Origin of the sequence: Micromonospora sp. DH14, assembly GCF_029809455.1 — a bacterium.
Lineage (GTDB): Bacteria > Actinomycetota > Actinomycetes > Mycobacteriales > Micromonosporaceae > Micromonospora > Micromonospora parva.
In genome coordinates this window covers 614,313-639,223 of sequence record NZ_JARVKT010000001.1, presented here as the reverse complement: position 1 = coordinate 639,223, position 24,911 = coordinate 614,313, and the positions used below count along the sequence as shown (strand labels likewise).

The window sequence follows — 24,911 nt, the reverse complement described above, 5'->3', positions numbered from 1 at the left end:
AAGTCCGCTCAGGCTACCCGGAATGTTTCTGCAGCGCTGCAAGCAACCGGGTGGCGAGATCCTTGCGACAGACCAGGAGGTCGGGCAGTCGCGGATCCGCCTCGTTGTATTTCAGCGCAGAACCGTCGATCCGGGAAGCGTGCAGTCCGGTGGCCGTCGCCACAGCGACCGGGGCCGCCGAGTCCCACTCGTACTGCCCACCTGCATGGATGTACGCGTCCACCTCGCCGGTGACCACCGCCGCGATTTTCGCTCCGGCCGAACCCATCGGCACCAGGTGGGCGCCGACGTCCTCGGCCAGGTCGGTCAGGAAGACCGGCGGTCGGCTCCGGCTCGCCGCCAGGCGGATCTTCCGCTCGCCGGCAGTCGCCGCCTCCACTGTCATCGGCGGGTACGCCGGCGGGTAGTCGGTGCCCAGCACCCGGTGCTGCGCCGGCAACCCCACCGCCCCGGCGACCAGCCCGTGCGGACTCGGCGCGTTGCGTGCCCAGAGCGCCACGTGCACCGCCCAGTCCGAGCGGCCCTCCTCGGAGAACTCCCGGGTGCCGTCCAACGGGTCGACGATCCACACCCGGTCCGCGGTCAACCGCGACACCGCTCCGGTGTTCACCTCCGCGGCCCAGGCCAACCGCGACCCCTCGTCCTCCTCGGAGAGCACCGCGTCACCCGGACGCCACTTCGCCAACTCCGTGCGGATCAGGTCGTGCGACACCTTGTCCCCGGCCGACTTCAGCGCGCCGGAGTCGGCGAAACCCATCTCGGTGCGCAGGTCGAGCAGCGCCTGCCCGGCCCGGGACGCCAACCATCGGGCGAACGCGCCATCGATCATCGGAGGACTGCTCATCTGCCCGCTCCCGTCGCCTCGCCGCGCTGCCCGCACGGGCCGATCCGCCGCGACTCGCGTCGCCGGTCGCGGCACGCCGAAAGGCGCAGACTACCGGGCCGTCGTTTCCGAGTCGGTACGCCCCGCCCGCCTCAGCTGCCGTGGTAGAGGTTCTGTGTCGGCTCCACGCCCTTGGTGATCACCGACTCGACCACGTCGGCGGCCCGGTCCACCAGGAAATCCAGCTCCTTGCGTTCTGCCGTGCCGAAATCCGACAGCACATAATCCGCCGGGTCCTGCCGCCCCGGCGGTCGACCAACGCCGAACCGCACCCGGGCGTAGTCCTTCGTCCCCAGGGACTTCGACATCGAGCGCAGGCCGTTGTGCCCGCCCTCACCGCCGCCGAACTTGACCCGCACCTGACCGAACCCGATGTCCAGTTCGTCGTGCACCGCGATCACCTGCGTCGTCGGCACCTTGTAGAACTGCGCCAGCGCCGCGACCGGCCCACCGGAGAGGTTCATGTACGTCAGTGGCTTGACCAGCACCAGCTTCGGCCCACCGAACCCCAGCCGCGCCTCGGCCACCTCGGCCACCGCCCGCTTGTGCCGGCCGAAACGGGCACCCACCCGACCGGCCAGCAGGTCGGCCACCATGAACCCGACGTTGTGCCGGTTCCCGGCGTACTCCCGACCGGGGTTGCCCAGGCCGACCACCAGCCACGGCCCCGCCTCGTCCGTCACGACCCGTCCCTCCCGACGCCCAACGCAGCGACTCCCGATATGCCGACAGGCGCCCCCGACCATCCGGGGACGCCTGTCGCAGAGCTTGAACCGATCAGGCCTCGGTGCGCGCCTCGGCGTTCTCGTCGCCCTCGGCGGCCGGAGCCGCGTCCGCGCCCTCGGAGCCCTCGGTGGTCTCGCCGACCTCGGCCTCGGCCTCGTCGGTGGCAACCTCGACCTCGGGCAGCGTCGCCTCGAGCTGCTCGGCGGTCGGGGCGGCGGTCACCGAGGCGACGGTCAGCTCCGAGTCGGCGGCCAGCTCGACGCCGGCCGGCAGCTGGACGTCGCCGGCGGTCACCTGGCTGCCCGCCTCCAGGCCCTCGATCGAGGCCTCGAGGTGGTCGGGGACCTTGGTGGCGTCCGCGGTCACCGAGAGGGTGTCGTGGTCGTGCACGATCAGGGTGTCCCGGGCGGCCTCACCGGTCAGCTGGACCGGAACCTCGACGGTGACCTTCTCGCCCCGGCGGACCAGGATCAGGTCGACGTGCTCGAAGGTGTCACGGATCGGGTCACGCTGGATCGCCTTCGGCAGCGCCAGCACCTGGGTGCCGTCGGTGATGTCGATCGCGAAGAGCTGGTTGGCACCGCCCTTGCGGATCGCCGCGGCGAACTCCCGCGACGGCAGCGCGATGTGCTTGGGCTTCTCGCCGTGGCCGTACAGCACGGCGGGCACCTTGCCGGCCCGGCGGGTACGGCGGGCACCACCCTTGCCGAACTCGGTACGGGGCTCGGCGCTGATCTTTACCTCGGACACGGGGAAACTCCTGATGCTTTTCGCTGCGGCGGCTTGTCGTCTGGCGGTGCTGGGGCGAGGGGCTCGCTGGGGCTCATGCGTCATGAACGACTGCCCGGAGCACCGCGTCGATGACGGTGCCTCCGTGCGGCGCTTTTCAGCGGCCCGCCGGGCACCCTCGCCGTGGCAACCGCACCAGTCTACCCGAGCTGTTTCCAGGGTTTCCGGCAGTCCCCGATCGCGGCTCAAGACCGGCCCGCCGGTGGTGCTTCCACCAGCGCGCCGGCCCCGTTTCCGCCAGTTTGCCAGCCCCGCCCCGCCCGCGTGTCAGGTGGCGGAAACGGGGCGCGGGCTCAGCTCAGGCCACCGAAGAGGGTGGTCACCGAACCGTCGTCGAAGACCTCCCGGATCGCCCGCGCCAGCAGCGGCGCGATCGACAGCACGGTGAGTTTGTCCAGCTGCTTCTCCGGCGGCAGCGGCAGCGTGTTCGTCACCACGATCTCGCTGATCGAGCTGTTCTTCAGCCGCTCGGTGGCCGGGTCGGACAGCAGCGCGTGGGTGGACGCGACAACGATCTCCGCGGCACCCGACTCCTTGAGGATGTCGGCGGCCTTGGCGATCGTGCCCCCGGTGTCGATCATGTCGTCGACGATCAGGCAGACCCGACCCTCGACCTCACCGACCACCCGGTTCGCCACGACCTGGTTCGGCTTCATCGGGTCACGGGTCTTGTGGATGAACGCCAGCGGGCAGCCGCCCAGCCGGTCGGTCCACCGCTCGGCCACCCGCACCCGGCCGGAGTCCGGCGCCACCACTGTCATCGGCCGGCCGGCGTACTTGTGCTCCACGTACTCGGCCAGGATGTCCATCGCGAAGAGGTGGTCCACCGGGCCGTCGAAGAAGCCCTGGATCTGCGCGGTGTGCAGGTCGACGGTGAGGATGCGGTTGGCACCGGCGGTCTTCAGCAGGTCCGCCACCAGGCGGGCCGAGATCGGCTCCCGGCCGCGGTGCTTCTTGTCCTGGCGGGCGTACGGGTAGAACGGCAGCACCACGGTGATCCGCTTGGCCGACCCCCGCTTCAGCGCGTCGACCATGATCAGGGTCTCCATGACCCAGGTGTTCACCCCGTGCGTGACGGACTGCACCACGAAGGCGTCCGAACCACGTACCGAGTCCTTGAAGCGTACGAAGATCTCGCCGTTGGCGAACTCGTAGGCGTCGGCCGGGGTCGGCGCGACGCCGAGCACCTCGCCGATCTCCTTGGCCAACTCCGGAAAGCCACGTCCGGAAAAGAGCATCAGGCTTTTGCGGTTTTCGGCGACGATGCTGCCCATGGGCCCGTCTGCTCCCGTTTTGTCGGCGGTACCCGACCCGGTGGTGGTGGGTCAGGGACTATTCGGTTGCAGTATCTCCCGGGCCGGTTGTGCCGCCCACTGTCTTGGCTCCCCCGTGCATTGCCTCACTGTCGCTTGCGGCACCGGCCACACCCGACGCACCCTCGGCGGCGCGTTGCGCCCGCTCGGCAGCCGCCGCGGAGACCGTTCCGGGGCGCTTGCGCTGCACCCAGCCCTCGATGTTGCGCTGCGGCGCCCGGGTGACCCCGAGCGCGCCCGGCGGAACGTCCTGCGCGATCGCGCTGCCCGCCGCCACGTAGGCGCCGGCACCGACCTCGACCGGCGCGATCAGGCTCGTGTCGCAGCCGACGAACGCGCCCTCACCGACGACCGAGCGGTTCTTGTTCACCCCGTCGTAGTTCACGAAGATGGTCGCCGCGCCGATGTTGGCCTTCGCGCCGATCGTGGCGTCACCGACGTAGCTGAGGTGCGGAACCTTCGCACCCGCGCCGATCTCGGTGTTCTTCACCTCGACGAACGTGCCGACCTTCGACTTCTCGGCCAGTCGGGCGGCCGGCCGCAGGTACGCGTACGGCCCGACGGTTGCGCCAGCGCCCACCTCGGCGCCGTCGGCGTGGCTGCGGATCACCGATGCGCCCGGGCCGACGACGGTGTCGATCAGGGTGACGTCCGGGCCGATCACCGCGCCCGAGCCGACCACCGTGCTGCCGCGCAGCTGGGTGTTCTGGTCGACCACGGCGTCGCGGTCCAGCGCCACGGTCACGTCGATCCAGGTGGTGACGGGGTCGAGCAGGCTCACCCCGGTGCGCATCCACGCCTCGTTGATCCGGTCGCGCAGCAGCCGGCGCAGCGACGCCAGCTCAACCCGGTCGTTGCAGCCCAACGTCTCGACGTGGTCCACGGCGACGTGCACCGCCACCGGCTCACCGGCCGAGCGGAGCAGGCCGAAGACGTCGGTGAGGTATTCCTCGCCCTGGTCGTTGTCGGTGGAGAGCTTGCCCAGCGCCTCGCGCAGCCGCACCGCGTCGAACGCGTAGATGCCGGCGTTGATCTCCCGGATCGCGCGCTGCGCCGCGTCGGCGTCACGTTCCTCGACGATCTGCTCCAGGCGGCCGTCGGCGTCCCGGACGATCCGGCCGAGGCCGGTGGGGTCGGGCACCTCGGCGGCCAGCACGGTGGCCGCCGCGGCGGCTTCCTCGTGCGCGGTCACCAGCGCGCCGACGGTCTCGGGTCGCAGCAGCGGTACGTCCCCGTTGATCACGACGACCGTGCCGGCGCCCTCCGGTACCGCGTCCAGCGCGATGCGGACGGCGTGCCCGGTCCCGAGCTGCTCGGCCTGGAGCACCGGCGTGGCGTCCGGGGCGACCTCGGACAGGTGCGCCCGGACCTGGTCGGCGCCGTGTCCCACCACGACGACTGTGCGGTCCGCGCCCAGCGGAGCGGCGGCGCTCAGCACGTGACCGAGGAGCGTGCGACCGAGCAGGGGGTGCAGCACCTTGGGCAGTGTCGACTTCATCCGCTTGCCCTCACCGGCGGCGAGCACGACGACGGTACGGAGGTGGGGCTGGGGCACGATGTGGCTCCCGTCGGGACGGCGGACACTCTCGCGGCCATGCTAGCCGCGCGGCCCGGCACCTTCCCCGCTTACCCCCACTGGGCCCCAAAACGGACCTAGGTGTGCAGCTCGGCCGCCAGGGTTCGAACCTGAAATACGGGTACCAAAGACCCGGGTGTTGCCAATTACACCACGGCCGATCAGCGACGCGAGCACGTCGCCTGAGGGATGGACATCCCGCCGCTACACCTTAGCGCCCCGGCCGCCGGGCGCCATCGCTCATCCCGTCGCACGGCTGGCGATCGACCCGGTCGGCACCTCGGGGTGGCCGACCCACACCTCGACCGACTGCCTCCCGGAGCGCCCACGTACCCCGTCGCAATCCTGGACTGACCTGCGTCTTTCATCAGTTTCGCGAGGGTGATTCGAAACTTCCCCGTGCGATCTACGGAGCCGTAAGTTACGGTGACGTAGGCGTAAGTTAGTGATCGTCATCTTCCCCCTGCGAGGTCCCATGTCCACTGCTCTGCTCGATCCCCACACCGCCGGCCCCGGCCCCAAACCACTCACCGACGGCAGCCAGTCCCCCGGCATCCTGGCCGCCCTCTGGGCCTTCGTGGTCATCCCCTTCGTCGCCCTGCTGGTCGCCGTGCCGGTGGCCTGGGGCGGCTGGCTGGGCTGGACCGACGTGATCATCGGCCTGGTCTGGTACGTCGTCTCCGGGCTCGGCATCACCGTCGGCTTCCACCGCTACTTCACCCACGGCTCGTTCAAGGCCAAGCGGTGGCTGCGGGTGACTCTGGCCGTCGCGGGTTCGCTGGCGGTGCAGGGCGAGATCATCCAGTGGGTCGCCGACCACCGACGGCACCACGCCTTCTCCGACCTGGAGGGCGACCCGCACTCACCATGGCGCTTCGGCACCAGCTTCTGGGCGTTGACCCGCGGCCTGTTCCACGCCCACGTGGGCTGGCTGTTCCGCCGGGAGCTGTCCAACCGGGAGCGTTTCGCACCGGACCTCATCGCCGACCGGGACATCAGCCGCGTCGATCGGCTCTTCCCCGCGCTGGTGGCCATCTCGCTGCTCGGCCCGGCGCTGATCGGCGGCCTGGTGACCTGGTCCTGGCAGGGCGCGCTGACCGCGTTCTTCTGGGCCGGACTGGTCCGGATCGGCCTGCTGCACCACGTCACCTGGGCGATCAACTCGGTGTGCCACGTCTACGGCGAGCGTCCGTTCGCGATGCGCCAGGGGGACCGCGCCTCGAACTTCTGGCCGCTGGCGATCCTGTCGTTCGGCGAGAGCTGGCACAACCTGCACCACGCCGACCCGACCAGCGCCCGGCACGGCGTGCTGCGCGGTCAGGTGGACATCTCCGCCCGCGTGATCTGGTTGTTCGAGAAGACCGGTGCGGCGACGCAGGTGCGCTGGCCAAAGCCGGAACGCATCGCCGCCAAGCTCGTGAAGCCGGTCGCACCCCACTGAAACCGGGCGGTGCTCGGGGATGCCGCCTGGCAGGATGTTCGGATGACCGAGCGACGCGGGGGGACCGGACGACTCGGCAACCGGGCAGCCGGGCCCTGACCCGGGTTCGGTCGGACGGCGCGGCAGGGCGGTCGGACCGCCGGCCAGTGAGGCGACGACGTGAACGGGCACAGCGGAGAAACCATCCCACGGCAGGGCGTCATCGAGCGCCAGCGAGGCGGCGATATGCCCGAGAGCAAGGATGGCACCGAGGGCCGGCGGGCGACGCCGGCACCGGCACCGAAACCGAAGACCACCTCCCGGGTCCGCATGTCGGCGGCCCAACGGCGGGAGCAGTTGATAGCGACCGGCCGGCAACTCTTCGCCGAGCGGGGTTTCGACGCCACCTCCATCGAGGAGGTGGCGGCCCGCGCCAAGGTCTCCAAGCCGGTGGTCTACGAGCACTTCGGCGGCAAGGAAGGGCTCTACGCGGTGGTGGTGGACCGGGAGGTCCGGGCCCTGTTGGACCGGATCACCACCGCGTTGACCGCCGGGCATCCACGCGAGCTGCTGGAACAGGCGGCGCTGGCCCTGCTGGGCTACATCGAGGAGGAGACCAGCGGTTTCCGGGTGCTGGTCCGCGAGTCGCCGCTGATGTCCGGCACCGCCAACTTCAGCAGCGTCATGAACGACGTGGCGCACCAGGTCGAGCACATCCTGGGCGCCGAGTTCAAAAGCCGGGGGTACGACCCCAAGCTCGCCGAACTGTACTCACAGGCGCTGGTCGGCATGGTGGCGCTGACCGGCCGCTGGTGGTTGGAGGTGCGCAAGCCGCGCAAGGAGACGGTGGCGGCGCACCTCGTCAACCTGGCCTGGAACGGGCTGTCGCACCTGGAGGCGAAGCCGACGCTGATCACCGCTCGGCGCGGCTGACCCCCGATCAGGGGCGGTGTACGTCGGCCACCGGGTGCTTGCGATTCTCCAACTCCGCCTCGGCGGACTCCGGCGGGCCGACCTTGTCGTACAGACCGGTGCCGAGCAGGATCAGCCCGAACAGCATCGACACGACCACCGTCGACATCGAGAAGTTGAGGAAGTTCGCGTCGGTCTGCAGCACCGACATCATCAGGATGCTGGTCACCAGGAACACCACACCGGCGGTGAGGTTCATGTAGTGGCCGAGGTTGGTGCGCCGCGAGGCCCCGATGATCAGGAAGACCCCGAAGATCAGCGAGGCGAGCGAGAAGGCCAGGTTGGTCCGGAGTCCGAGGGCCCAGGTGCCGTCCCGGCCAAAGAGCGGGTCGCCGATCGTCTCGGCGACGCCCCAGACGCCGAAGACCAGGATGTAGACGCCGATCAGCCCGGAGAGGATCCGGTAGAGCGGCCGAGCCGGATGATTAACCGGAAAATGCGGCATAGCCCCGAACCCCATCCACCTGAGTTTGACCGTTTCAGGAGGATTGTCGCCCAAGGCAAGACCGACTGTCTGAAGAACACCAATGCTGGAGGGGTCCGCCGAAAGGCTGGACCAGGTCAGGTTTTCGCCGGAGCCCGAGCTGCGCAGGGATCAAGCCTGACCGCCCGGAGCAGCTCGGGCTCCGGCGAAAACCCACCACCGCAACCAATAAGACAGCTCAGAGAACGAGCCGAGCCTTCTGGAACGCCTCCGCCTCGTCCTCCGTGCCGACCTTGCCGTACATGCCGACCATCAGCAGCACCAGTGCGGCAGTCATCACCACGATCACGGTGGTGATGCTGAAGTTGAAGATGTTGGCGTCGGTCCGGATGAACGCGAGACCGGCCAGGCTGATCACCATGAGGCTGTACGCCAGCCACTGGTTGATCGCCACGTCGATGTTGCGGCCGAGCACGGTGCCGATCAGCACGACGATCCCGAGCAGCACGCTGAGCAGCGAGAAGCCGAGGTTGGTGCCCTGACCGAGGACCCGGGTGTCGTCCTGGGCGAGGATCTCGTTGCCGGTGCTCGCGATGATGCCGAGCACCCCGAAGACGACCAGGTACAGACCGGTCAGCCCGCCGATCGCCCGGTAGATCGGCCGCGCGGGGTGGTTGACGGGGGTGTGGGCCATGTCTGTGTCTCCAACGCCGTGAGGTGAGGTGTCGCGGACGATTGTCTCGCATGTGGCGGTGTGACGCCGCACACGGGGGCCGGGCCGGTCCGCCCCGCCCGTCAGCTCTCGGGCAGGTCCTCGGCGAGCGTCATCCAGCTCTCCTCGATCCGCTCCCGCTCGGCGCGCAGATCCTTGAGCTGGGTGTCCAACTCGGCGACCCGGGCGTAGTCGGTGGCGTCCGCCGCGAGCTGGTCGAGCAGCGTGGTCTCCCGCTGGTCGAGCTTGCCGAGTTGCCGCTCCAGCCGGGTCAGCTCCTTGCGGGCCTGCCGGACCTCGGCGGCGGACAGGCCACTCGCGGTCGCACCGGTGGCCGCGGCGGTCGGGGTGCCACCGGCGCGGCTGGTCCCGGCCCGCTCGGCGGTCCGGGCGAGATACTCGTCGACACCGCCCGGCAGGTGCACCAGCCGACCGTCACCGAACATCCCGTACGCCGTGTCGGTGACCCGCTCGATCAGGTACCGGTCGTGGCTGGCCACGATGATCGTGCCGGGCCACGAGTCGAGCAGGTCCTCCAGCGCGGCGAGGGTGTCCGTGTCCAGGTCGTTGGTGGGCTCGTCGAAGAGCAGCACGTTGGGCTCGCCGGCCAGCAGCCGCAGCATCTGCAACCGGCGGCGCTCCCCACCGGAGAGGTCACTGACCGGGGTCCAGAGCCGCCGGTCGTCGAAGCCGAACACCTCGGCGAGCTGGGAGGCGGAGACCTCCCGGTCGCCGAGCTGCACCCGGCGGGCGACCTCCTCCACCGCTTCCAGCACCCGCAGCTGCCCGGGCAGCTCGGCAAGTTCCTGGGAGAGGAACGCCGGCCGCACCGTGGAGCCGGTGTTGAGGCGGCCACCGTCGGGGCGGGTGATGCCGGCGAGCATCCGCAGCAGGGTGGTCTTGCCGGCGCCGTTGGCCCCGAGGATGGCGATCCGGTCGCCGGGGCCGACCAGCCAGCTGACGTCGCGCAGGATCTCCTTGGGGCCGGCGTGCAGCTCGACGTTCTCCAGCTCGTACACCTGCTTGCCGAGCCGGGAGACGGCCATGCGTTGCAGGGACATGGTGTCCCGCGCCGGCGGCACGTCGGCGATCAACGCGTTGGCGGCGTCGATGCGGAACTGGGGCTTGGAGGTACGGGCCGGCGGACCACGGCGCAGCCAGGCGATCTCCTTGCGGAGCAGGTTCTGCCGGCGGGCCTCGGTGGCGGCGGCGACGCGCTCGCGCTCGGCGCGGGCCAGGGTCCAGGCGGCGAAGCCGCCCTCGTAGGCGCGAACGGTCTGGTCCGCGACCTCCCAGGTGGTGGTGCAGACCGCGTCGAGGAACCACCGGTCGTGGGTGACCACGACCAGGGCGCCCTTGCGGCCGGTGAGGTGCCGGGCCAGCCAGTCGACACCGCCGACGTCCAGGTGGTTGGTGGGCTCGTCGAGGATGAGCAGGTCGGAGTCGCGGACGAGCAGCGCGGCGAGCGCCACCCGCCGACGTTCGCCGCCGGACATCGGGCCGACCGGCTGGTCGAGGCCGAGGTGCGGCATGCCGAGGCCGTCGAGGATGGCGCGCACCCCGGCGTCGCCGGCCCACTCGTGCTCGGCGCCCATCCCCTCGTCGAGCCAGGCGGTGCCGAGCACCACGTCCCGGACGGTGGCGTCGGGGGCGAGGGTGAGCTGCTGCGGCAGCCACAGCACCCGCAGGTCGCGGCGGTGCGTCACCCGGCCGTCGTCCGGGTCCTCCTGCTTGGTGAGCAGCCGCAGCAGGGTGGACTTGCCGGCGCCGTTGAGGCCGACCACGCCGATCCGGTCGGCGTCGTCCAGGCCGAGCGAGACGTCCGTGAGCAGCCGCCCGGCGGCGCCGTACCCCTTGGACACCCGGTCCAGATTGACGATGTTCGCCACGTTCCACCCTTCAATGTCAAGGCGTCCCGGTGCCGGCGGGCACCTGGACGCCTCTCCCCAGGGTACGCGGACGCCCCGAAGGCCCGCACCGCGTGCCAGCCGCTCGCGGGACGCGTGGTCAGCCGATCCGGGCGCCGGCGACCGGACCGTGCGCGACCCGTGCCTCCCGGCAGACGCCCGCGGCGGTCAGCTCGGCGGCGATCCGCTCCGCGCTGGCCGCGTCGGCGGCGAGGAACACGCAGGTCGGGCCGGAGCCGGAGACGATGCCGGTGAGCGCACCGGCCGCCTCGCCGGCCTTGAGGGTGTCGGCCAGCGTCGGGCGCATGGCCAGTGCGGCGTCCTGCAGGTCGTTGCCGAGCGTCCGGGCGAGCACCCGTGGGTCCCGCTGACGCAACGCGCCCAGCAGGGCGTCGGTGCTGCCCAGCGGGGCCCCGGCGGCACCGGAGTCGCGCAGCCGGTCCAGTTCCTGGTACGCGGCCGGGGTGGACAGGCCGACGTCGGCGATGGCCACCACCCAGTGCCACGTGGTGGGGCGGACCAGCACCGGGCTGACCGCCTCGCCCCGGCCGGTGCCCAGCGCGGTGCCGCCGTAGATCAGGAACGGCACGTCGGAGCCGAGGTCGGCGGCGATGCCGGCCAGCTCGTCGCGGGACAGCCCGGTGCCCCAGAGCGCGTCGCAGGCCACCAGCGCGGCGGCCGCGTCGGCGCTGCCACCGGCCAGCCCACCGGCGAGCGGGATCTGCTTGCGCAGGTGCAGGCGGGCGTGCGGCAGCACACCCGCGTACCCGGCGAGGGCGTGCGCGGCACGGATGATCAGGTTGGAGTCGTCCAGGGCCAGCTCGCCGGTGCCCTCGCCCTCCATGGTCAACGCCAACGTGTCGCCGCGCCGGGCGGTCAGCTCGTCGTAGATGGAGATGGCGTGGTAGACGGTGTTCAGCTCGTGGTAGCCGTCCCGGCGCAGCGGGCCCACCCCGAGGTGCAGGTTGACCTTCGCGGGCACCCGCACCCGCACCGGGCCGGCGGCCCCACGTCGCTCGTCCTCGTCGTCCGGTCGCCAGGCCTCGGTCACGGGGTGATGTCCCGCAGGTGCAGGCGGATGTCGAACGGCTTGGCCACGATCAGCTCCTCGGCGGAGTCGGCGGCCAGCTCGTACCGGCCGCCGACCAGTTCGTACGCGTACACGTGCAGCGGGTCCTGCTCGATCCGCCAGTAGTGCGGGATGCCGGCGTCCGCGTAGTCGGCCGGCTTCTCCAGCCGGTCCCGACGACGGGTCCCGGGCGAGACGACTTCGACGGCGAGCACAACTTGATCAGCCTCGAAGTAGTGGTGATCGGCCGCCACCGGACGCCGCAGCAGGACGACGTCGGGTTCGAGAGTGTTCCGATAGTTGATCGCCACCCCGACGGCGGTGGCCGGCGTCAACTCGGCCGGAGCGTGCTGCCGCAGCCACATCCACAACAGGTTGCCGATGTTCTGATGGCCAAGGGTCGGGGAGGGGACCACGACGAGGACTCCGTCACGTAGCTCGACGCGGGGGGCGTCGTCGGGCAGGGCCAGCACGTCCTCGATGGTGTGGTTGGCCAGCCGCTGCCGGACGGGATCCGGACTCCACATCCCGTGGGCGGTGGGCTCGAACGGCTGCGCGGTCACTCGTACACCTCCTCGGCGGGCACGGCGTCAGCCTACTTCGCGGCCGGCGTACCGACCGGAGCCGACGCGGCGATGGCAGCGAACTGCTCGACGGTCAGCGACTCCCCACGGGCGCCGGGGTCGACGCCGGCCGCGGTGAGCGCCGCGGCGGCCCGGTCCGGACCACCGGCCCAGCCGGCCAACGCGGCCCGCAGCGTCTTGCGGCGCTGCGCGAACGCCGCGTCCACCACGGCGAAGACCCGCTCCCGGGGTACGTCGGTGCGGGGCGGCTGGTGGCAGGTGAAGGCGACCAGCCCGGAGTCGACGTTGGGCACCGGCCAGAACACGTTCGGCGGCACCTTGCCGGCACTGCGGGCCTGGGCGTACCAGGCGAGCTTCACCGACGGGATGCCGTACACCTTGGAGCCGGGACCGGCGACGAGCCGGTCGGCGACCTCCTTCTGCACCATCACCAGGCCGTGCCGCAGGGTGGGCAGCACGGCGAGCAGGTGCAGCACCACGGGCACCGCGACGTTGTAGGGCAGGTTCGCCACCAACGCGGTCGGCGGCGGGTCGGCCAGCTCGGCGGCGGTGATGCGCAGCGCGTCCGCGCGGTGCACGGTGAGCCGGGCGGCATCGGCCCCGGCGTGCCGGGCGACGGTCTCCGGCAGCGCCCCGGCGAGCACCGGGTCGATCTCCACCGCGTGCACGTGCCCGGCGATCGGCAGCAGCCCCAGGGTCAGCGAGCCGAGCCCGGGCCCCACCTCCAGGGCCACGTCGTCGGGGGTCAGGCCGGCGGCGGTGACGATCCGACGCACGGTGTTCGGGTCGTGCACGAAGTTCTGGCCCAGCTTCTTGGTGGGCGCGACGCCCAGCCGGGCGGCGAGTTCCCGGATCTCCGCCGGGCCGAGGAGACCGGTCATGGCTGGCAGCGTAGCGACGGGGTCGGTGCCGACCGTCGGGCCGGGCTCACCACGGGCCGAAGACCCGGTCGCCGGTGGCGGAGATGGCCGCGCACAGCTCGTCCAGGTCGCTGCCGGTGGTCGCGGCGAGCGCCCGGACGGTGAGCGGAATCAGGTACGACGCGTTCGGCCGGCCGCGGTACGGCATCGGGGTGAGGTACGGCGCGTCGGTCTCCACGAGCATCTGGTCCACCGGGGTGAGCGCGGCGGCCTCGCGCAGCGCCGTCGCGCTGCCGAAGGTGACGGTGCCGGCGAAGCTCAGCAGATAGCCGCGGCGGACACACTCGCGGGCGAAGTCGGCGTCGCCGGAGAAGCAGTGCAGCACCACCCGGTCCGGGGCGCCCTCGTCGTCGAGGATCCGTAGCACGTCGGCGTGCGCGTCACGGTCGTGGATGACCAACGTCCTGTCGTACCGCTTGGCGATGGCGATGTGCGCCCGGAAACTCTCCTCCTGCGCGGCCCGCCCCTCGTCGCCGGTGCGGAAGAAGTCCATTCCGGTCTCGCCGATCCCCCGGACCCGGTCGCGGGCGGCGAGTGACTCGATCTCCCGCAACGCCTCGTCGAGGTCGCTGAGCCGGGGCGCCTCGTTGGGGTGCAGCGCCACGGTGGCCAGCACGGCGGGGTACCGGTCGGCGGTGTCCGCGCCCCACCGGGAGGAGGCGACGTCCACGCCCACCTGGACCAGCCGGTCCACGCCGACCTTCGTGGCCACCTCGATGGCCACGGCTACCGGGTCGTCGGCCGGCCCGCCGCCGGGCACCCCGGCCTCGCTGACGGTGATGTCCAGGTGGGTGTGGCTGTCCAGCACCGCCCGGGGCAACGACTCGGGGGCTGGCGGGAACTCTCCGGCCCGCCGGGCGGCACGGTCGCGGCGGGATTCTCTGGGCTCGCTCATCAGCGACAGCATCACACACCGGGGCTGTCCATCTGCCCGCCACCCGACGTTCACCTCGGCTACGTCGCGCGACTCTACGGTCACCAACGAGCGGACGCGACAGCGTGCGGACCCCATCCCAGCGAGCAGGGAGGCGACGGCATGAGCGTCACCCCCCAGGCCGGCGGCACGGCCAGCGAACGGACCGGACTGCACGTGGCGTTCGGTGGCGCCGTGTACCCGGCCGAGGAGATCGCCCGAGGTGCCGCGTACGAGTTGTTCAGCGCCGACGAGGTGGCCGGCTTCGAGTGGGCACCCCGCCCGGGCAGCGCCCTGCCGTGGCGGCGTTTCGTGCACGTCACCGAGGTGACAGCGGTGCACGGTGCGACGGAACCGGCCGACGAGCCGGAGACGCCGCTGCTGATGCCGGCCCATCGCGAGCGGGGTTGGGCGTACCTGCACCAGCTCAGCCAGCAGCCGGCGGCGGCGGGCGACCCGGTGCTGGCGATGGCGCGCGCGTCGGCGGTGGTCCGGCGGGGCACCCGGATGGTGAAGGTGCTCTCGGCCCAGCAGGTCGCCGGTCACCTGCGGGGTTGGCTGCCGCACGGCTTCTGCTACCGGGAGCACGATGTGGCGCACCTGCGTACGCCGGTGACGACGAAGGTGCTGCGTACCGATGGTGACGCTGGCCGGGACGGCCCGGACGTGGCGTACGTGTTGCGTTGGCGCGCGTCCGACAGTGGTGACTACGACGTGCCGGCCGGCCCCGCGCACCGTGGCCTGACCGCGCTGGCCTCCCGGGACCGGGTCGGCGCTCCCGTGCTGGGCACCGGCTTCACGCCCAGCAACGGTCAGCTCATCCCGGAGTTCATCACCCGGGACTTCGCCGACCTGCCGATGCCGGCGAACGCCGCCCTCATCGCCTACCCGGCGGAGGGGGTGGAGGTGGTGCTGTACACCTACCAGGCCGAGCAGCGCGGGTGGCTGCGGATGGTGGGCCCGCAGTGGCGGCGCCTGTTGGCCGCGGTGCCGGGTCTCTCCCCCGATCAGGAGTACGTGCCGAACGCCGACGTGCCCCGCTCCACCCAACTGGTCGGCACGTACGGCGACAACGAGTACGAGGCGGTCGCCGACCTGCCCGGCGGGTTCCGGGTGCTGGCGATGACCCGGGCGGCCCGTTACCCGGTGGACGCGGTGGCCCGCCGGGTCCGGTTCGCCCAGTGGCGGGGGGTGCCGTGTCTGGTGCTGCGGGAGGAGGCGGGCTGGCTGCGGCTGCGGCTGCGCTACCCGAACCCGGACGCGGTGCTCAGTACCGGTGCCCAGTGTCAGGAACGCGGCGTCTACGAGGCCTGGGCGCCGGGCGCCGAGGTGACCGACGACCAGGTGATGGACACCCGGTACGCGATGTGACGGCGCGCGGCGGCAGGGCGACCCGCCGCCGCGCGTCGTGCGGTCAGTCGGCCAGTCGGGCCAGTTCCTCGTCGACGATCGACGGGTCGAGCTTGCGGAACACCGGCTTCGGCGCGGCCAGCGGGCGACCCGCCTCGATCGGCACCGACTCCCAGCGCGCGCCGACCGTGTAGTCCCCGGTGAGCACCGGGTACGCCGGGCCGCCGTCCAGGTCGTCGACCTGCTCGATCACCGGCATCGGCGCGTGCACGCCGGTGCCGCCGAGCAGCTCGTGCACCTGCTGCGCGGAGTGCGGCAGGAACGGGGTGAGCAGCGTGTTGGCGTCGCTGATCACCTGCAGGGCGACGTGCAGGATGGTGCCCATCCGGGGCTTGTCGGCCTCACCCTTGAGCTTCCACGGCGCCTGCTCGGAGAGGTACCTGTTGGCCTCGGCGACCACCTTCATGGCCTCGCCGATGGCCTGCTTCTGCCGGTGCCGGCCGATCAGGTCGCCGACCGTGCCGAACCCGGCCCGGGCGACGGCGAGCAGGGCCTCGTCGGCCTCGGTGAGCCCGGCCGCGTCGACGGCGGGGATCGCCCCGAAGTTCTTGGCGGCCATCGAGACGCACCGGTTGACCAGGTTGCCCCAGCCGGCGACCAACTCGTCGTTGTTGCGGCGGAGGAACTCGGCCCAGGTGAAGTCGGTGTCGTTGCTCTCCGGGCCGGCGGCGGCGATGAAGTAGCGCAGCGCGTCGGCGTCGTAGCGCTCCAGGAAGTCGCGGACGTAGATGACCACCTTGCGGGACGAGGAGAACTTCCGTCCCTCCATGGTCAGGTACTCGCTGGAGACCACCTCGGTGGGCAGGTTGAGCCGACCCAGCTCGCCCGGCTGGCCGTCGCGGGAGCCCTCGCCGGAGTATCCGGAGAGCAGCGCCGGCCAGATCACCGAGTGGAAGACGATGTTGTCCTTGCCCATGAAGTAGTAGGACTGCGCGTCCTTGCCCTCGCCGTCGGCGGACCACCACCGACGCCACGCCTCCGGGTCGCCGGAGCGGCGGGCCCACTCGATCGAGGCGGACAGGTAGCCGATCACCGCGTCGAACCACACGTAGATCCGCTTGTCCGGCCGGTCCCGCCAGCCGTCCAGCGGGATCGGTACGCCCCACTCCAGGTCCCGGGTGATCGCCCGGGGCTGGAGGTCGTCGAGCAGGTTGCGGGAGAACCGCAGCACGTTGGGCCGCCACCCCTCGCGGGTGTCCAGCCACTGCCGCAGCACCTCGGCCAGCGCCGGCAGGTCCAGGAAGAAGTGTTCGGTCTCGACGAACTTCGGGGTCTCCCCGTTGATCCGCGACTTCGGGTCGATCAGGTCGATCGGGTCGAGCTGGTTGCCGCAGTTGTCGCACTGGTCACCGCGGGCGCTGTCGTACCCGCAGATCGGGCAGGTGCCCTCGATGTACCGGTCGGGCAGGGTGCGCCCGGTGGACGGGGAGATCGCGCCCATCGTGGTCTTGGGCACGATGTAGCCGTTGCGGTACATCCCCTCGAACAACTCCTGCACCACCGCGTAGTGGTTGCGGGTGGTGGTGCGGGTGAACAGGTCGTAGGAGAGGCCGAGGCCGTGCAGGTCCTCGACGATCACCCTGTTGTACCGGTCGGCCAGCTCGCGCGGGGTCACCCCGTCGGCGTCGGCCTGCACCTGGATCGGGGTGCCGTGCTCGTCGGTGCCGGAGACCATGAGCACGTCGTGGCCGGCCATCCGCATGTACCGGGCGAAGACGTCGGAGGGAACGCCGAAACCGGAGACGTGGCCGATGTGGCGGGGGCCGTTGGCGTACGGCCAGGCCACTGCCGCGAGAACGTGACTCATGAGCAGTGAGCCTAGTGACCCGGTCGGGGCATCCGCGAACCAATGGGGGGTCCCCGACCGGCGGACCGGGCCGACCACCTCGCCCGTTGGTCCGATTTGTCGTCGACACGCGGCTCAGCTGCCCGTTTCGCCTCCTGGGGAGGTGTGCAATGAACGTCGTGACGGGCAGACGAGCGGCGCGGGACCACGAGGACCGTCCCACCGGACCGGCGGTCGGCGACGATCCGGTGCGCGAGCCGGCCGTGCCCCGGGTCACCGGGGTCGCGCCCCAGCCCCGGCTGGTGCCCGGCGGCGACCCGGGTGGGCAGCGGCCCAGCCCGGCGGGGCGGTCCGCCACCCCGGCCCGCCCCACGCCGACGGCCCCGTCGCCCACTCCGGCCCGGCCGACCCCGGCGGCACCCGCACCCGGCCCGGCCCGGCCCGCCCTGTCCGGCCCGCTCGCCGCCTCGGTCCCGGCCGGCGGGGAGTCCGTCGAGGTGGAGCCGACCACCGGGGCGCCGGTGGACGCGGTGCCGCGTCGGGTGCCGGTGCGGCAGCAGAGCCGCCGCCAGCGGGCCCGCCGGCCGGACGACACGCTGGACGACGACGGTGAGGCCTTCTGGGCGCCGATCGAACAGGTGCACTGGGACGGCACCCCGGTCCGCAAGGACCCGGCACCGGAGCGGTTTCCCGGCCTTCGGCTGCTGCTGCGGCGGCGCGCACCGAGCCGTACGCCCCCACCGCCGGATCCGCTGCCCGGGCTCGCCGCGCTGGTGGTGCTGAGCCTGGTCACGGCCTTCTTCGCCTGGGTCAGCGCGGGCCCGTTCTGGCTCGCGGTCGGGCACGCCCGGTCGGGCACGGTGGTGATTGACGACTGCTCCGGCGGCGGGCTCACCCAGCGGTGCCGGGGGATCTTCACAGCCGACGACGGGCGGTTCATCGCCCATGGTGTGCGGGTCGGCGGTGTGCCAGCCGACGGGAGCACGGCCGGCACCCGGCTGCCGGCGCGGATGACCGGCCCGGACAGCGGCACCGCGTACGCGGACGTCGGGGTGGGCCGGCACCTGCGGTGGCTGCCCGGTCTGCTGGTGGTGCTGGGCTGCACTGCGGGCATCGTCCGGTGGACCGGTTCGGCCCGGCTGCCCGGCCGCCGGCACCGCCGCTGGGCGGTGGCCGCCGCCGTCGCCGGGCCCACGCTGATCACCGTCGGCTTCCTGGTCGCCGCCTGGTGATCCCGCCGTCAGGGGAGCCCGGTCACCTCGGTCAGCTGTGCACGATCGTGTAGACGTCCCGGCGGCGCAGCGCGTACTCGGTGGCGACGTCGGTGATGGCGTCCCGGCGGGACCGGCCGGCGGCCTCCCGTTCGGCGACGGCGGCGCGCAGGGTGTCGTCGTCGGGGCGTTCGACGGCGGTCACCGGCGCCCCGGCCACCACCAGCGTGATCTCTCCGCGCGGGTCCCCCTCGGCGGCCCATCGGGCCAGCTCGCCGAGGGGGCGGCGGAGCACCTCCTCGTAGGTCTTGGTGAGTTCGCGGCAGAGCGCGGCGGGCCGGTCCGCCCCGAACGCGTCGGCCAGGTCGGTGAGGGTCGCCCCGATGCGGTGCGGCGCCTCGAAGAAGACCAGGGTGCGCTCCTCGGCGGCGAGCGCGCGCAGCCGCGATCGACGCCCGCCGGGGGTCCGGGGCAGGAAGCCCTCGAAGCAGAACCGGTCGCAGGGCAGCCCGGAGACGGCCAGCGCGGTGGTGACCGCGCTGGGACCGGGGGCGACGGTGACTGGCGCCCCGACCTCCAGCGTGGCGCGGACCAGCCGGTAGCCGGGGTCGGAGACGCTCGGCATCCCGCCGTCGGTGACCAGCGCCACCACGTATCCGCCGAGAATGGCCTCGACCAGCTCGGGGGTACGCCGCTCCTCGTTGCCCTCGAAGTAGGAGACGATTCGACCACCGACGGTGAGGTCGAGATCGCGGGCCAGCCGGGTGAGCCGACGGGTGTCCTCGGCGGCGACCACGTCGGCACTGATCAGCACCTCCCGGAGTCGGGCCGAGGCGTCGGCGGGGTTGCCGAGCGGAGCACCGAGCAGAACCAGGCGCCCAACTTCGGACATTTCACCCACGGATTCGTCTCCTTCATTGCTGGGAATACCGGTATCAGGGACGACGGACGCCACCGGACACCTTGGCAGCCTACGATCGCCGGGTGACGAGTGCGTCGACAGCGCAGAGCCCGAGCGCGGACCCGGACAAGATGATCGAGGTGTCGGGCGAGTCCGGTGCCACCCAGGAGCCGACGGCACCGGGCGCCGAGGGCGGCGGGGTGGTCGCCGCGGTCCGGCGACGGTTCGCCACCGTCGACACCCAGGCGGACCGGTTCTCCTGGCTGGCCACGGCAGTGGTGGTGGCCATCGCGGCGATCTTGCGCTTCGTCGGGCTGTCCAGCCCCAAGGGCAAGATCTTCGACGAGACGTACTACGCCAAGGACGCCTACGGGCTGATCTCCCGTGGCGTGGAGTGGAACTACAAGGACAACGTCCCGTCGTACGTGGTGCACCCGCCGCTGGGCAAGTGGTTGATCGGGCTCGGCGAGTGGGCCTTCGGCTACCAAGACGCCGATTCCAAGGTCTCCGTCCCCGGGCACCTGATGACCACCGCGCCGGAGTTCGGCTGGCGCTTCTCGGCCGCGGTGATCGGCACGCTGTCGGTGCTGTTGCTGGTTCGCATCGGTCGGCGGATGTTCCGCTCGACGGTGCTCGGCTGCGCGGCCGGTCTGCTGCTCGCGCTGGACGGCTTCCACCTGGTGCTGTCCCGTGCGGCCCTGCTCGACATCTTCCTGCTCTTCTTCGTGCTGGCCGCGTTCGGCGCACTGGTGCTCGACCGTGACGCCCGCCGTCGACGCTGGGCACGGGCCCTGGACGACGGGCTCGATCCGAGTCAGCCGGGCCGCGCCGGCCGGCCGCCGACCGGTTGGCGCACCTGGCCGTGGTGGCGGCTGGCCGCCGGGGTGCTGATCGGTTGCGCGTGTGCGGTGAAGTGGAGCGCTCTGTACTTCGTGCCGGCCTTCGCGCTGCTGGTGCTCCTCTGGGAGGTCGGCGTCCGCCGCTCGGCGGGGGTCCGCCGGCCCTGGCGGGACGCACTCGTCGACGAGCTGCCCTGGCTGGTGCTCGCCGGCGTGGTCATGGTCGGCACCTACCTGGCCACCTGGTCGGGCTGGCTGCTCACCGACGACGGTTACTACCGGCTCGCGTCGGCCTACCCGAGCGCCCCGCTCAGCGACCGCCCGGTGATCGGCCCGCTGATCAACCTGTACGAGTACCACCGCGCGGCGTACGGCTTCCATGCCCAGCTCGACGACGCGCACAAGTACCAGTCGTGGCCGTGGCAGTGGTTGCTGCTGGGCCGGCCGGTGGCGTTCCACTACGCCAACAACGGTGTCTGCGGGGCGCCGACCTGCGCCTCGGAGATTCTGCTGCTCGGCACCCCGCTGCTCTGGTGGTCGTTCCTGCCCGCCCTGGTGGCGCTGGTCTGGCTGGGTGTGGCCCGTCGGGACTGGCGGGCCGGCGCGATCCTGCTGACCGTGGCCGCCGGGCTGCTGCCGTGGTTCTGGTTCGCCCTCGACGGCCGGACGATGTTCTCGTTCTACGCCGCGCCGGTGGTGCCGTTCCTGGTGCTGGCGGTGGTGTACGTGCTGGGCGCGCTGATCGCGCCCGCCGGGGGCGATGTGGGTGCGGTGGCGCCGCTGGTGCCCGGTGACCCGAGTTACGAACGCCGGTTGGTGGGCAGCATCGCAGCGGGGGCGTACGTGTTGCTGGTCGGAGTCTGCTTCGCGTACTTCTATCCGATCTTTGTCGGCCGGGTGATCCCGTACTCGGACTGGTTGTCCCGGATGTGGCTCGACGGTCGGTGGATATAGGCATCGACAGGCGGCGCGCCGCTCAGCGCGACGGAAGAAGGGCCCGCACGCCGAAGCGTGCGGGCCCTTCTGACAAAGACGCGCGCCCCGATCGCCTGCCACGGGGGAAGCGGGCGATTGGGGCGCGCAAGAAGAGCTTAACCACCGGGCACCACCGGCACAACGGGTCGACTTGGGTCAGATTTCCGACGGATGGTGGCCGGACCGACACCTTTCCTTGAACAGTTGACCGAGGGTGACCCGGCGTGGACCCAGAGCGCGGGCACTGCCGGTCCGCGGTGACGGGTGGCCAGGCCGACGGCGTCGTGGTTCGGACCGCCCGCAACCCAAATGATCATCCAAAGTGGATCTCACTACACTGCGGGCCGTGATCAACTTCAGACGATCGACGGCCGTCCTTCTCGGACTGCTGGCGACCACCGCACTGGCCGGGGCCGCCCCGGCGCAGGCCGACGAGGAGCCGGCGCCCGAGCCGCCCCGGGTCGAGCTGGTGCTCGACGTCAGCGGGTCGATGCGCGCCGCCGACATCGACGGACGCACCCGGATCGCGGTAGCCCAGCAGGCGTTCAACGAGGTGGTGGACGCGCTACCCGAACAGACACAGCTCGGCATCCGGGTGCTCGGCGCCACCTACCGCGGCAAGGACAAGAAGGTCGGCTGCCAGGACACCCAACAGATCGTGCCGGTCGGCCCGGTGGACCGGCCCGCCGCCAAGGCGGCGGTGGCGACACTTCGCCCGACCGGGTTCACCCCGGTCGGCTTGGCGCTGCGCTCCGCCGCACAGGACCTGGGCAGCGGGAACACCACCCGGCGGATCGTGCTGATCACCGACGGCGAGGACACCTGCGCGCCGCCGGACCCGTGCGAGGTGGCCCGGGAACTGGCCGCCCAGGGCACCAGCCTGGTCGTCGACACCCTCGGTCTGGCCCCGGACGAGAAGGTCCGCCGGCAGCTGCTCTGCATCGCCAGCGCGACCGGCGGGACCTACACCGCCGCGCAGAGCGCCGAGGAGCTGACCGACCGGATCAAACAGCTCGTGGAGCGGGCCGGCGACACGCACACCCGGGCCCCGACGGTGGTCGGCGGCTCGAACGCGTGCGACTCGGCGCCACTGCTCGCACCCGGCGTGTACGCCGACCGGGAGTCGTTCTCCGAGCACCGCTACTACCGGGTGCCGATCCGCCCCGGCCAGGAGCTGCGGGCTTCGGTGAGCATGGCGTTGGACCGTGCCGTCAACCGGGACTACGGGGTGCTGCTGCGGGCCACCGCGGCCGACGGCAGGGAACTCGTCCGGGGTGCGGACGCCGGCAGCGGACGGGCCGACGTGCTCTCCGCCGGGCTGCGCTGGTCGGCCACCGCCGACGATGAGGATGCCGCGGACACCGAGGAGAGTTCGGCCCCGGTCGTCGAACCCACCACCGTCTGCCTGGTGGTGAGCAACTCGTTCGCCCCGCGTCCCGGCACCGCGGCGACCCCGGGCATGCCGGTGGAGCTGACCATCGACGTGGTCGCCGCCGCGCCCACACCGGACGGACCGGACCTCGGCCGGGGCTGGGTGCTGCTGGCCCTGCTCACCATCGCCGGGCTGATCACCGGTCTGCTCGCCGGCCTGCTCACCCGCTGGTGGGTCGCCACCTGGAGGGAGAACTGATGCGTAGCGCACTGTTCCGGTCGATGGCGGCGCTGCTCGCCGCCGGTGGGGCCGCCCTGCTCCCCGCCGCGGCCGTCGCCGCACCCACCCCCTCCCCGGGTGCCACGCCGGTGAACCGTGCCGGCACGTCGTTCCTCACCGCCACCCCGATCACCGCAGGACAGCCGGTACGGGTGGACGCCTCGATCGGTGACCACCTCTACTGGTCGTTCCCGGCGACGGCCGGTCAGGTGCACGAGATCACCGCCACCGTCACCTTCCCGAAGGGACGCGACGGGGCCTCCACCTGGACCGTCGACGTCTTCGACGGGCTCCGCCGCCGCCAGGCGTGCACGGCGGGGGCCCAGACCCCGACGGTGGACGCGAAGGCGTCGACGGTGGTGCTGGGCTGCACGTTGCGCGAGGTGCGACCGTGGGCGGAGCCCTGGTCGGCCGACCCACTGCCCGGCACGTACGTCATCCGGCTCTCCGTGATCGACCTGCCGGAGCCGGATCTGGGTGCGCCGATCGACGTCGACCTGCTGGTCGGCGCCATCGCCGACCGGGGCACCTCGGCCGACGACGGTGAACTGGCCGCCCCGCTGGTGCCGAACACCAAGGCCGGCACGGTGCTCACCGCCGTACCCCCGGTGGACGCGGAGGCCGACGACGAGGGCGACCCGCTGACGGACTGGTTGCCGGACCTCGGCTCGCGCTGGGTCTGGACCGGCATCGGCGGTGCGCTCGCCGCGGTGGCTGGCGTGTTCGGCTTCGCGATGACCCGGCGGCCTCGACGTCGCTGAACGCCCCTCTGGTGGCCCCGCCCGGCGGTGGGGCCACCAGAGGTTCAGCTACGCCGGGAGCCGCGCGGCAACCAGCCGATGAAACGATCCTGGAGCGACATCACCGGGGCGGCGCGCAGATCTTCGGTGGCGGCGGCGAGGCAGGACCCCAGATAGACGCTGAGCATGGCGCGATCACCGCCGTACTCCGCCAGCAGCCGGCTGCGCTTCGTCGCGCACGGCCACTCGTCACCGCAGGAGCCGCAGCTCCAGCAGGGGGTCTTCGGGGCGTGATCGTCAGCCGGCACCCCCGGCCGTTCCGCACCATCGGTCATCGCACGTCCTTCCAGATGTCCACGGGGCTGGCCGCGCCGGCCAGCGTTGATGGTGGTCCCCCCGGAGCCATCAGGGAGGGCGCTGCGCGTCCCTCCGGTGTTACATCTTTGCGGTACTTTCAGCGGTCGTGGGAGTCGGAAATTTGACGGTTGACCTGATCTGCCATTCCTACCGACCAGTAGGCAGTCGGAATGCGTGACCTGCTGCCATCGACGGTCGCGGTTGCCATTGCCGGGCCCGACGACTGGACGGGCGAGTTGCTCCCCGCTGAGCTGGCATGTCTCGGCGAGCGGGCCGGGCAGACCCGTCGGCGGGACTTTGCCGCCGGGAGGATGTGCGCCCGCCGGGCGTTGCGCGACCTCGGCCTGGCGATGACCGCGGTGCCGGCCGCCGCCGACCGCGCGCCGGTCTGGCCGGCCGGGGTGGTCGGCAGCATCACCCACACCGCCGGCTACTGCGCCGCCGCCGCGGCGCACACCACCGACGTCCGGTCCGTCGGAATGGACGCCGAGCAGCACCGCGAGATCAATCCCGGAGTACGCAGACTCGTGCTGCTGCCCGAGGAGGAGGCCGCCTGCGCGCGGCTACCCGGCGGCACCTGCTGGCCGGTGGTGCTGTTCAGCGCGAAGGAGACCATCTACAAGGTGTGGTACCCGATCGTCCGCGGCTGGCTGGACTTCCACGACGCGCGAGTCGAACTTGATCCGGATGCCGGCACGTTCACCGCCCGGATCGCACCGGCCCGGGTGCACGCGGCAGAAGTCGCCGACCCGCCCGCGTCGATCACCGGCCGCTTCGTGATCGCCGACGGGCTGGTCCGCACCGCCGCCGTGCTCGGCCGGGGCTGACCCCGC

General features: G+C 71.9%; 23 protein-coding genes and 1 tRNA gene. 8 read left to right on the top strand and 16 right to left on the bottom strand.

Going from position 1 to position 24,911, the window contains the following annotated elements; translation table 11 throughout:
- Window positions 1-13 precede the first annotated feature (13 nt).
- The 6 genes from QCZ28_RS03035 to QCZ28_RS03010 form a co-directional block, all read right to left on the bottom strand.
- Entirely contained in the window at window positions 14-844 is an 831-nt protein-coding gene (locus tag QCZ28_RS03035; protein ID WP_279515098.1) for an inositol monophosphatase family protein, read from the bottom strand.
- 131 nt (window positions 845-975) lie between these two features.
- Complete coding sequence (gene pth, locus QCZ28_RS03030) at window positions 976-1,566, bottom strand: aminoacyl-tRNA hydrolase (RefSeq protein ID WP_030329100.1); 591 nt, start codon at window positions 1,564-1,566, stop codon at window positions 976-978.
- Window positions 1,567-1,660: 94 nt separating this feature from the next.
- Complete coding sequence (locus QCZ28_RS03025) at window positions 1,661-2,359, bottom strand: 50S ribosomal protein L25/general stress protein Ctc (protein WP_279515097.1); 699 nt, start codon at window positions 2,357-2,359, stop codon at window positions 1,661-1,663.
- Window positions 2,360-2,691: 332 nt separating this feature from the next.
- The gene (locus QCZ28_RS03020) at window positions 2,692-3,672 is read right to left on the bottom strand and encodes a ribose-phosphate diphosphokinase (protein WP_030329105.1); all 981 of its coding nucleotides are present in this window, start codon (window positions 3,670-3,672) and stop codon (window positions 2,692-2,694) included.
- A gap of 58 nt (window positions 3,673-3,730) precedes the next feature.
- Window positions 3,731-5,269, bottom strand: coding sequence for a bifunctional UDP-N-acetylglucosamine diphosphorylase/glucosamine-1-phosphate N-acetyltransferase GlmU (gene glmU, locus QCZ28_RS03015; RefSeq protein WP_279515295.1), 1,539 nt, complete (start codon window positions 5,267-5,269; stop codon window positions 3,731-3,733).
- Between the two features lie 107 nt (window positions 5,270-5,376).
- Window positions 5,377-5,448, bottom strand: a tRNA-Gln gene (locus QCZ28_RS03010).
- Window positions 5,449-5,762: 314 nt separating this feature from the next.
- On the opposite strand from QCZ28_RS03010, the gene QCZ28_RS03005 reads away from it, so the two are divergent.
- Together QCZ28_RS03005 and QCZ28_RS03000 are read left to right on the top strand one after the other, a co-directional pair.
- On the top strand, window positions 5,763-6,728 hold the full coding sequence (locus QCZ28_RS03005; protein ID WP_279515096.1) for an acyl-CoA desaturase: 966 nt from the start codon (window positions 5,763-5,765) through the stop codon (window positions 6,726-6,728).
- Window positions 6,729-6,953: 225 nt separating this feature from the next.
- Complete coding sequence (locus QCZ28_RS03000) at window positions 6,954-7,640, top strand: TetR/AcrR family transcriptional regulator (RefSeq protein WP_279515095.1); 687 nt, start codon at window positions 6,954-6,956, stop codon at window positions 7,638-7,640.
- A gap of 7 nt (window positions 7,641-7,647) precedes the next feature.
- Here the strand turns inward: QCZ28_RS03000 and QCZ28_RS02995 are convergent, their stop codons facing one another.
- The 7 genes from QCZ28_RS02995 to QCZ28_RS02965 form a co-directional block, all read right to left on the bottom strand.
- Complete coding sequence (locus QCZ28_RS02995; protein ID WP_279515094.1) at window positions 7,648-8,124, bottom strand: DUF4383 domain-containing protein; 477 nt, start codon at window positions 8,122-8,124, stop codon at window positions 7,648-7,650.
- Between the two features lie 217 nt (window positions 8,125-8,341).
- Window positions 8,342-8,797 (bottom strand): DUF4383 domain-containing protein, encoded by a 456-nt coding sequence (locus tag QCZ28_RS02990; protein ID WP_279515093.1) that lies wholly within the window; start codon window positions 8,795-8,797, stop codon window positions 8,342-8,344.
- A gap of 101 nt (window positions 8,798-8,898) precedes the next feature.
- Window positions 8,899-10,704 carry an ABC-F family ATP-binding cassette domain-containing protein gene (locus QCZ28_RS02985; protein ID WP_279515092.1) on the bottom strand — a complete coding sequence of 602 codons (1,806 nt, stop codon included), beginning with the start codon at window positions 10,702-10,704 and terminating at the stop codon, window positions 8,899-8,901.
- 118 nt (window positions 10,705-10,822) lie between these two features.
- Window positions 10,823-11,773: a 4-(cytidine 5'-diphospho)-2-C-methyl-D-erythritol kinase gene (locus QCZ28_RS02980; protein WP_279515091.1), complete on the bottom strand. Its 951-nt coding sequence runs from the start codon at window positions 11,771-11,773 to the stop codon at window positions 10,823-10,825.
- Window positions 11,770-12,354, bottom strand: coding sequence for a Uma2 family endonuclease (locus QCZ28_RS02975; RefSeq protein ID WP_279515090.1), 585 nt, complete (start codon window positions 12,352-12,354; stop codon window positions 11,770-11,772). The genes QCZ28_RS02980 and QCZ28_RS02975 overlap by 4 nt, the downstream gene beginning before the upstream one ends.
- Before the next feature lie 32 nt (window positions 12,355-12,386).
- Window positions 12,387-13,256 carry a 16S rRNA (adenine(1518)-N(6)/adenine(1519)-N(6))-dimethyltransferase RsmA gene (gene rsmA, locus QCZ28_RS02970; RefSeq protein ID WP_279515089.1) on the bottom strand — a complete coding sequence of 290 codons (870 nt, stop codon included), beginning with the start codon at window positions 13,254-13,256 and terminating at the stop codon, window positions 12,387-12,389.
- 46 nt (window positions 13,257-13,302) lie between these two features.
- Complete coding sequence (locus tag QCZ28_RS02965; RefSeq protein ID WP_279515088.1) at window positions 13,303-14,202, bottom strand: TatD family hydrolase; 900 nt, start codon at window positions 14,200-14,202, stop codon at window positions 13,303-13,305.
- A gap of 129 nt (window positions 14,203-14,331) precedes the next feature.
- Here QCZ28_RS02965 and QCZ28_RS02960 point away from each other — a divergent pair, with 129 nt between their 5' ends.
- Window positions 14,332-15,579, top strand: coding sequence for a hypothetical protein (locus tag QCZ28_RS02960; protein ID WP_279515087.1), 1,248 nt, complete (start codon window positions 14,332-14,334; stop codon window positions 15,577-15,579).
- Window positions 15,580-15,622: 43 nt separating this feature from the next.
- Here QCZ28_RS02960 and metG read toward each other — a convergent pair whose 3' ends face one another.
- Window positions 15,623-17,425, bottom strand: coding sequence for a methionine--tRNA ligase (gene metG, locus QCZ28_RS02955; RefSeq protein ID WP_279515086.1), 1,803 nt, complete (start codon window positions 17,423-17,425; stop codon window positions 15,623-15,625).
- A gap of 149 nt (window positions 17,426-17,574) precedes the next feature.
- Between metG and QCZ28_RS02950 the strand changes: the two genes are divergently transcribed.
- Window positions 17,575-18,636: a hypothetical protein gene (locus QCZ28_RS02950; protein WP_279515085.1), complete on the top strand. Its 1,062-nt coding sequence runs from the start codon at window positions 17,575-17,577 to the stop codon at window positions 18,634-18,636.
- A 31-nt stretch (window positions 18,637-18,667) separates the two neighbouring features.
- On the opposite strand, the gene rsmI is transcribed toward QCZ28_RS02950, so the two are convergent.
- The gene (gene rsmI, locus QCZ28_RS02945; RefSeq protein WP_279515084.1) at window positions 18,668-19,516 is read right to left on the bottom strand and encodes a 16S rRNA (cytidine(1402)-2'-O)-methyltransferase; all 849 of its coding nucleotides are present in this window, start codon (window positions 19,514-19,516) and stop codon (window positions 18,668-18,670) included.
- Between the two features lie 83 nt (window positions 19,517-19,599).
- On the opposite strand from rsmI, the gene QCZ28_RS02940 reads away from it, so the two are divergent.
- From QCZ28_RS02940 to QCZ28_RS02930, 3 genes are all read left to right on the top strand, one after another.
- On the top strand, window positions 19,600-21,309 hold the full coding sequence (locus tag QCZ28_RS02940) for a phospholipid carrier-dependent glycosyltransferase (RefSeq protein ID WP_279515083.1): 1,710 nt from the start codon (window positions 19,600-19,602) through the stop codon (window positions 21,307-21,309).
- 367 nt (window positions 21,310-21,676) lie between these two features.
- Window positions 21,677-22,960, top strand: coding sequence for a VWA domain-containing protein (locus tag QCZ28_RS02935; protein WP_279515082.1), 1,284 nt, complete (start codon window positions 21,677-21,679; stop codon window positions 22,958-22,960).
- On the top strand, window positions 22,960-23,742 hold the full coding sequence (locus tag QCZ28_RS02930; protein ID WP_279515081.1) for a peptidase: 783 nt from the start codon (window positions 22,960-22,962) through the stop codon (window positions 23,740-23,742). Before QCZ28_RS02935 ends, QCZ28_RS02930 begins: the two co-directional genes overlap by 1 nt.
- A 44-nt stretch (window positions 23,743-23,786) precedes the next feature.
- Here the strand turns inward: QCZ28_RS02930 and QCZ28_RS02925 are convergent, their stop codons facing one another.
- Window positions 23,787-24,056 (bottom strand): hypothetical protein, encoded by a 270-nt coding sequence (locus QCZ28_RS02925; RefSeq protein WP_279515080.1) that lies wholly within the window; start codon window positions 24,054-24,056, stop codon window positions 23,787-23,789.
- A gap of 192 nt (window positions 24,057-24,248) precedes the next feature.
- On the opposite strand from QCZ28_RS02925, the gene QCZ28_RS02920 reads away from it, so the two are divergent.
- A complete protein-coding gene (locus QCZ28_RS02920; protein WP_279515079.1) occupies window positions 24,249-24,905 on the top strand; it encodes a 4'-phosphopantetheinyl transferase superfamily protein in 657 nt (218 codons plus the stop codon).
- Window positions 24,906-24,911: the final 6 nt, after the last annotated feature.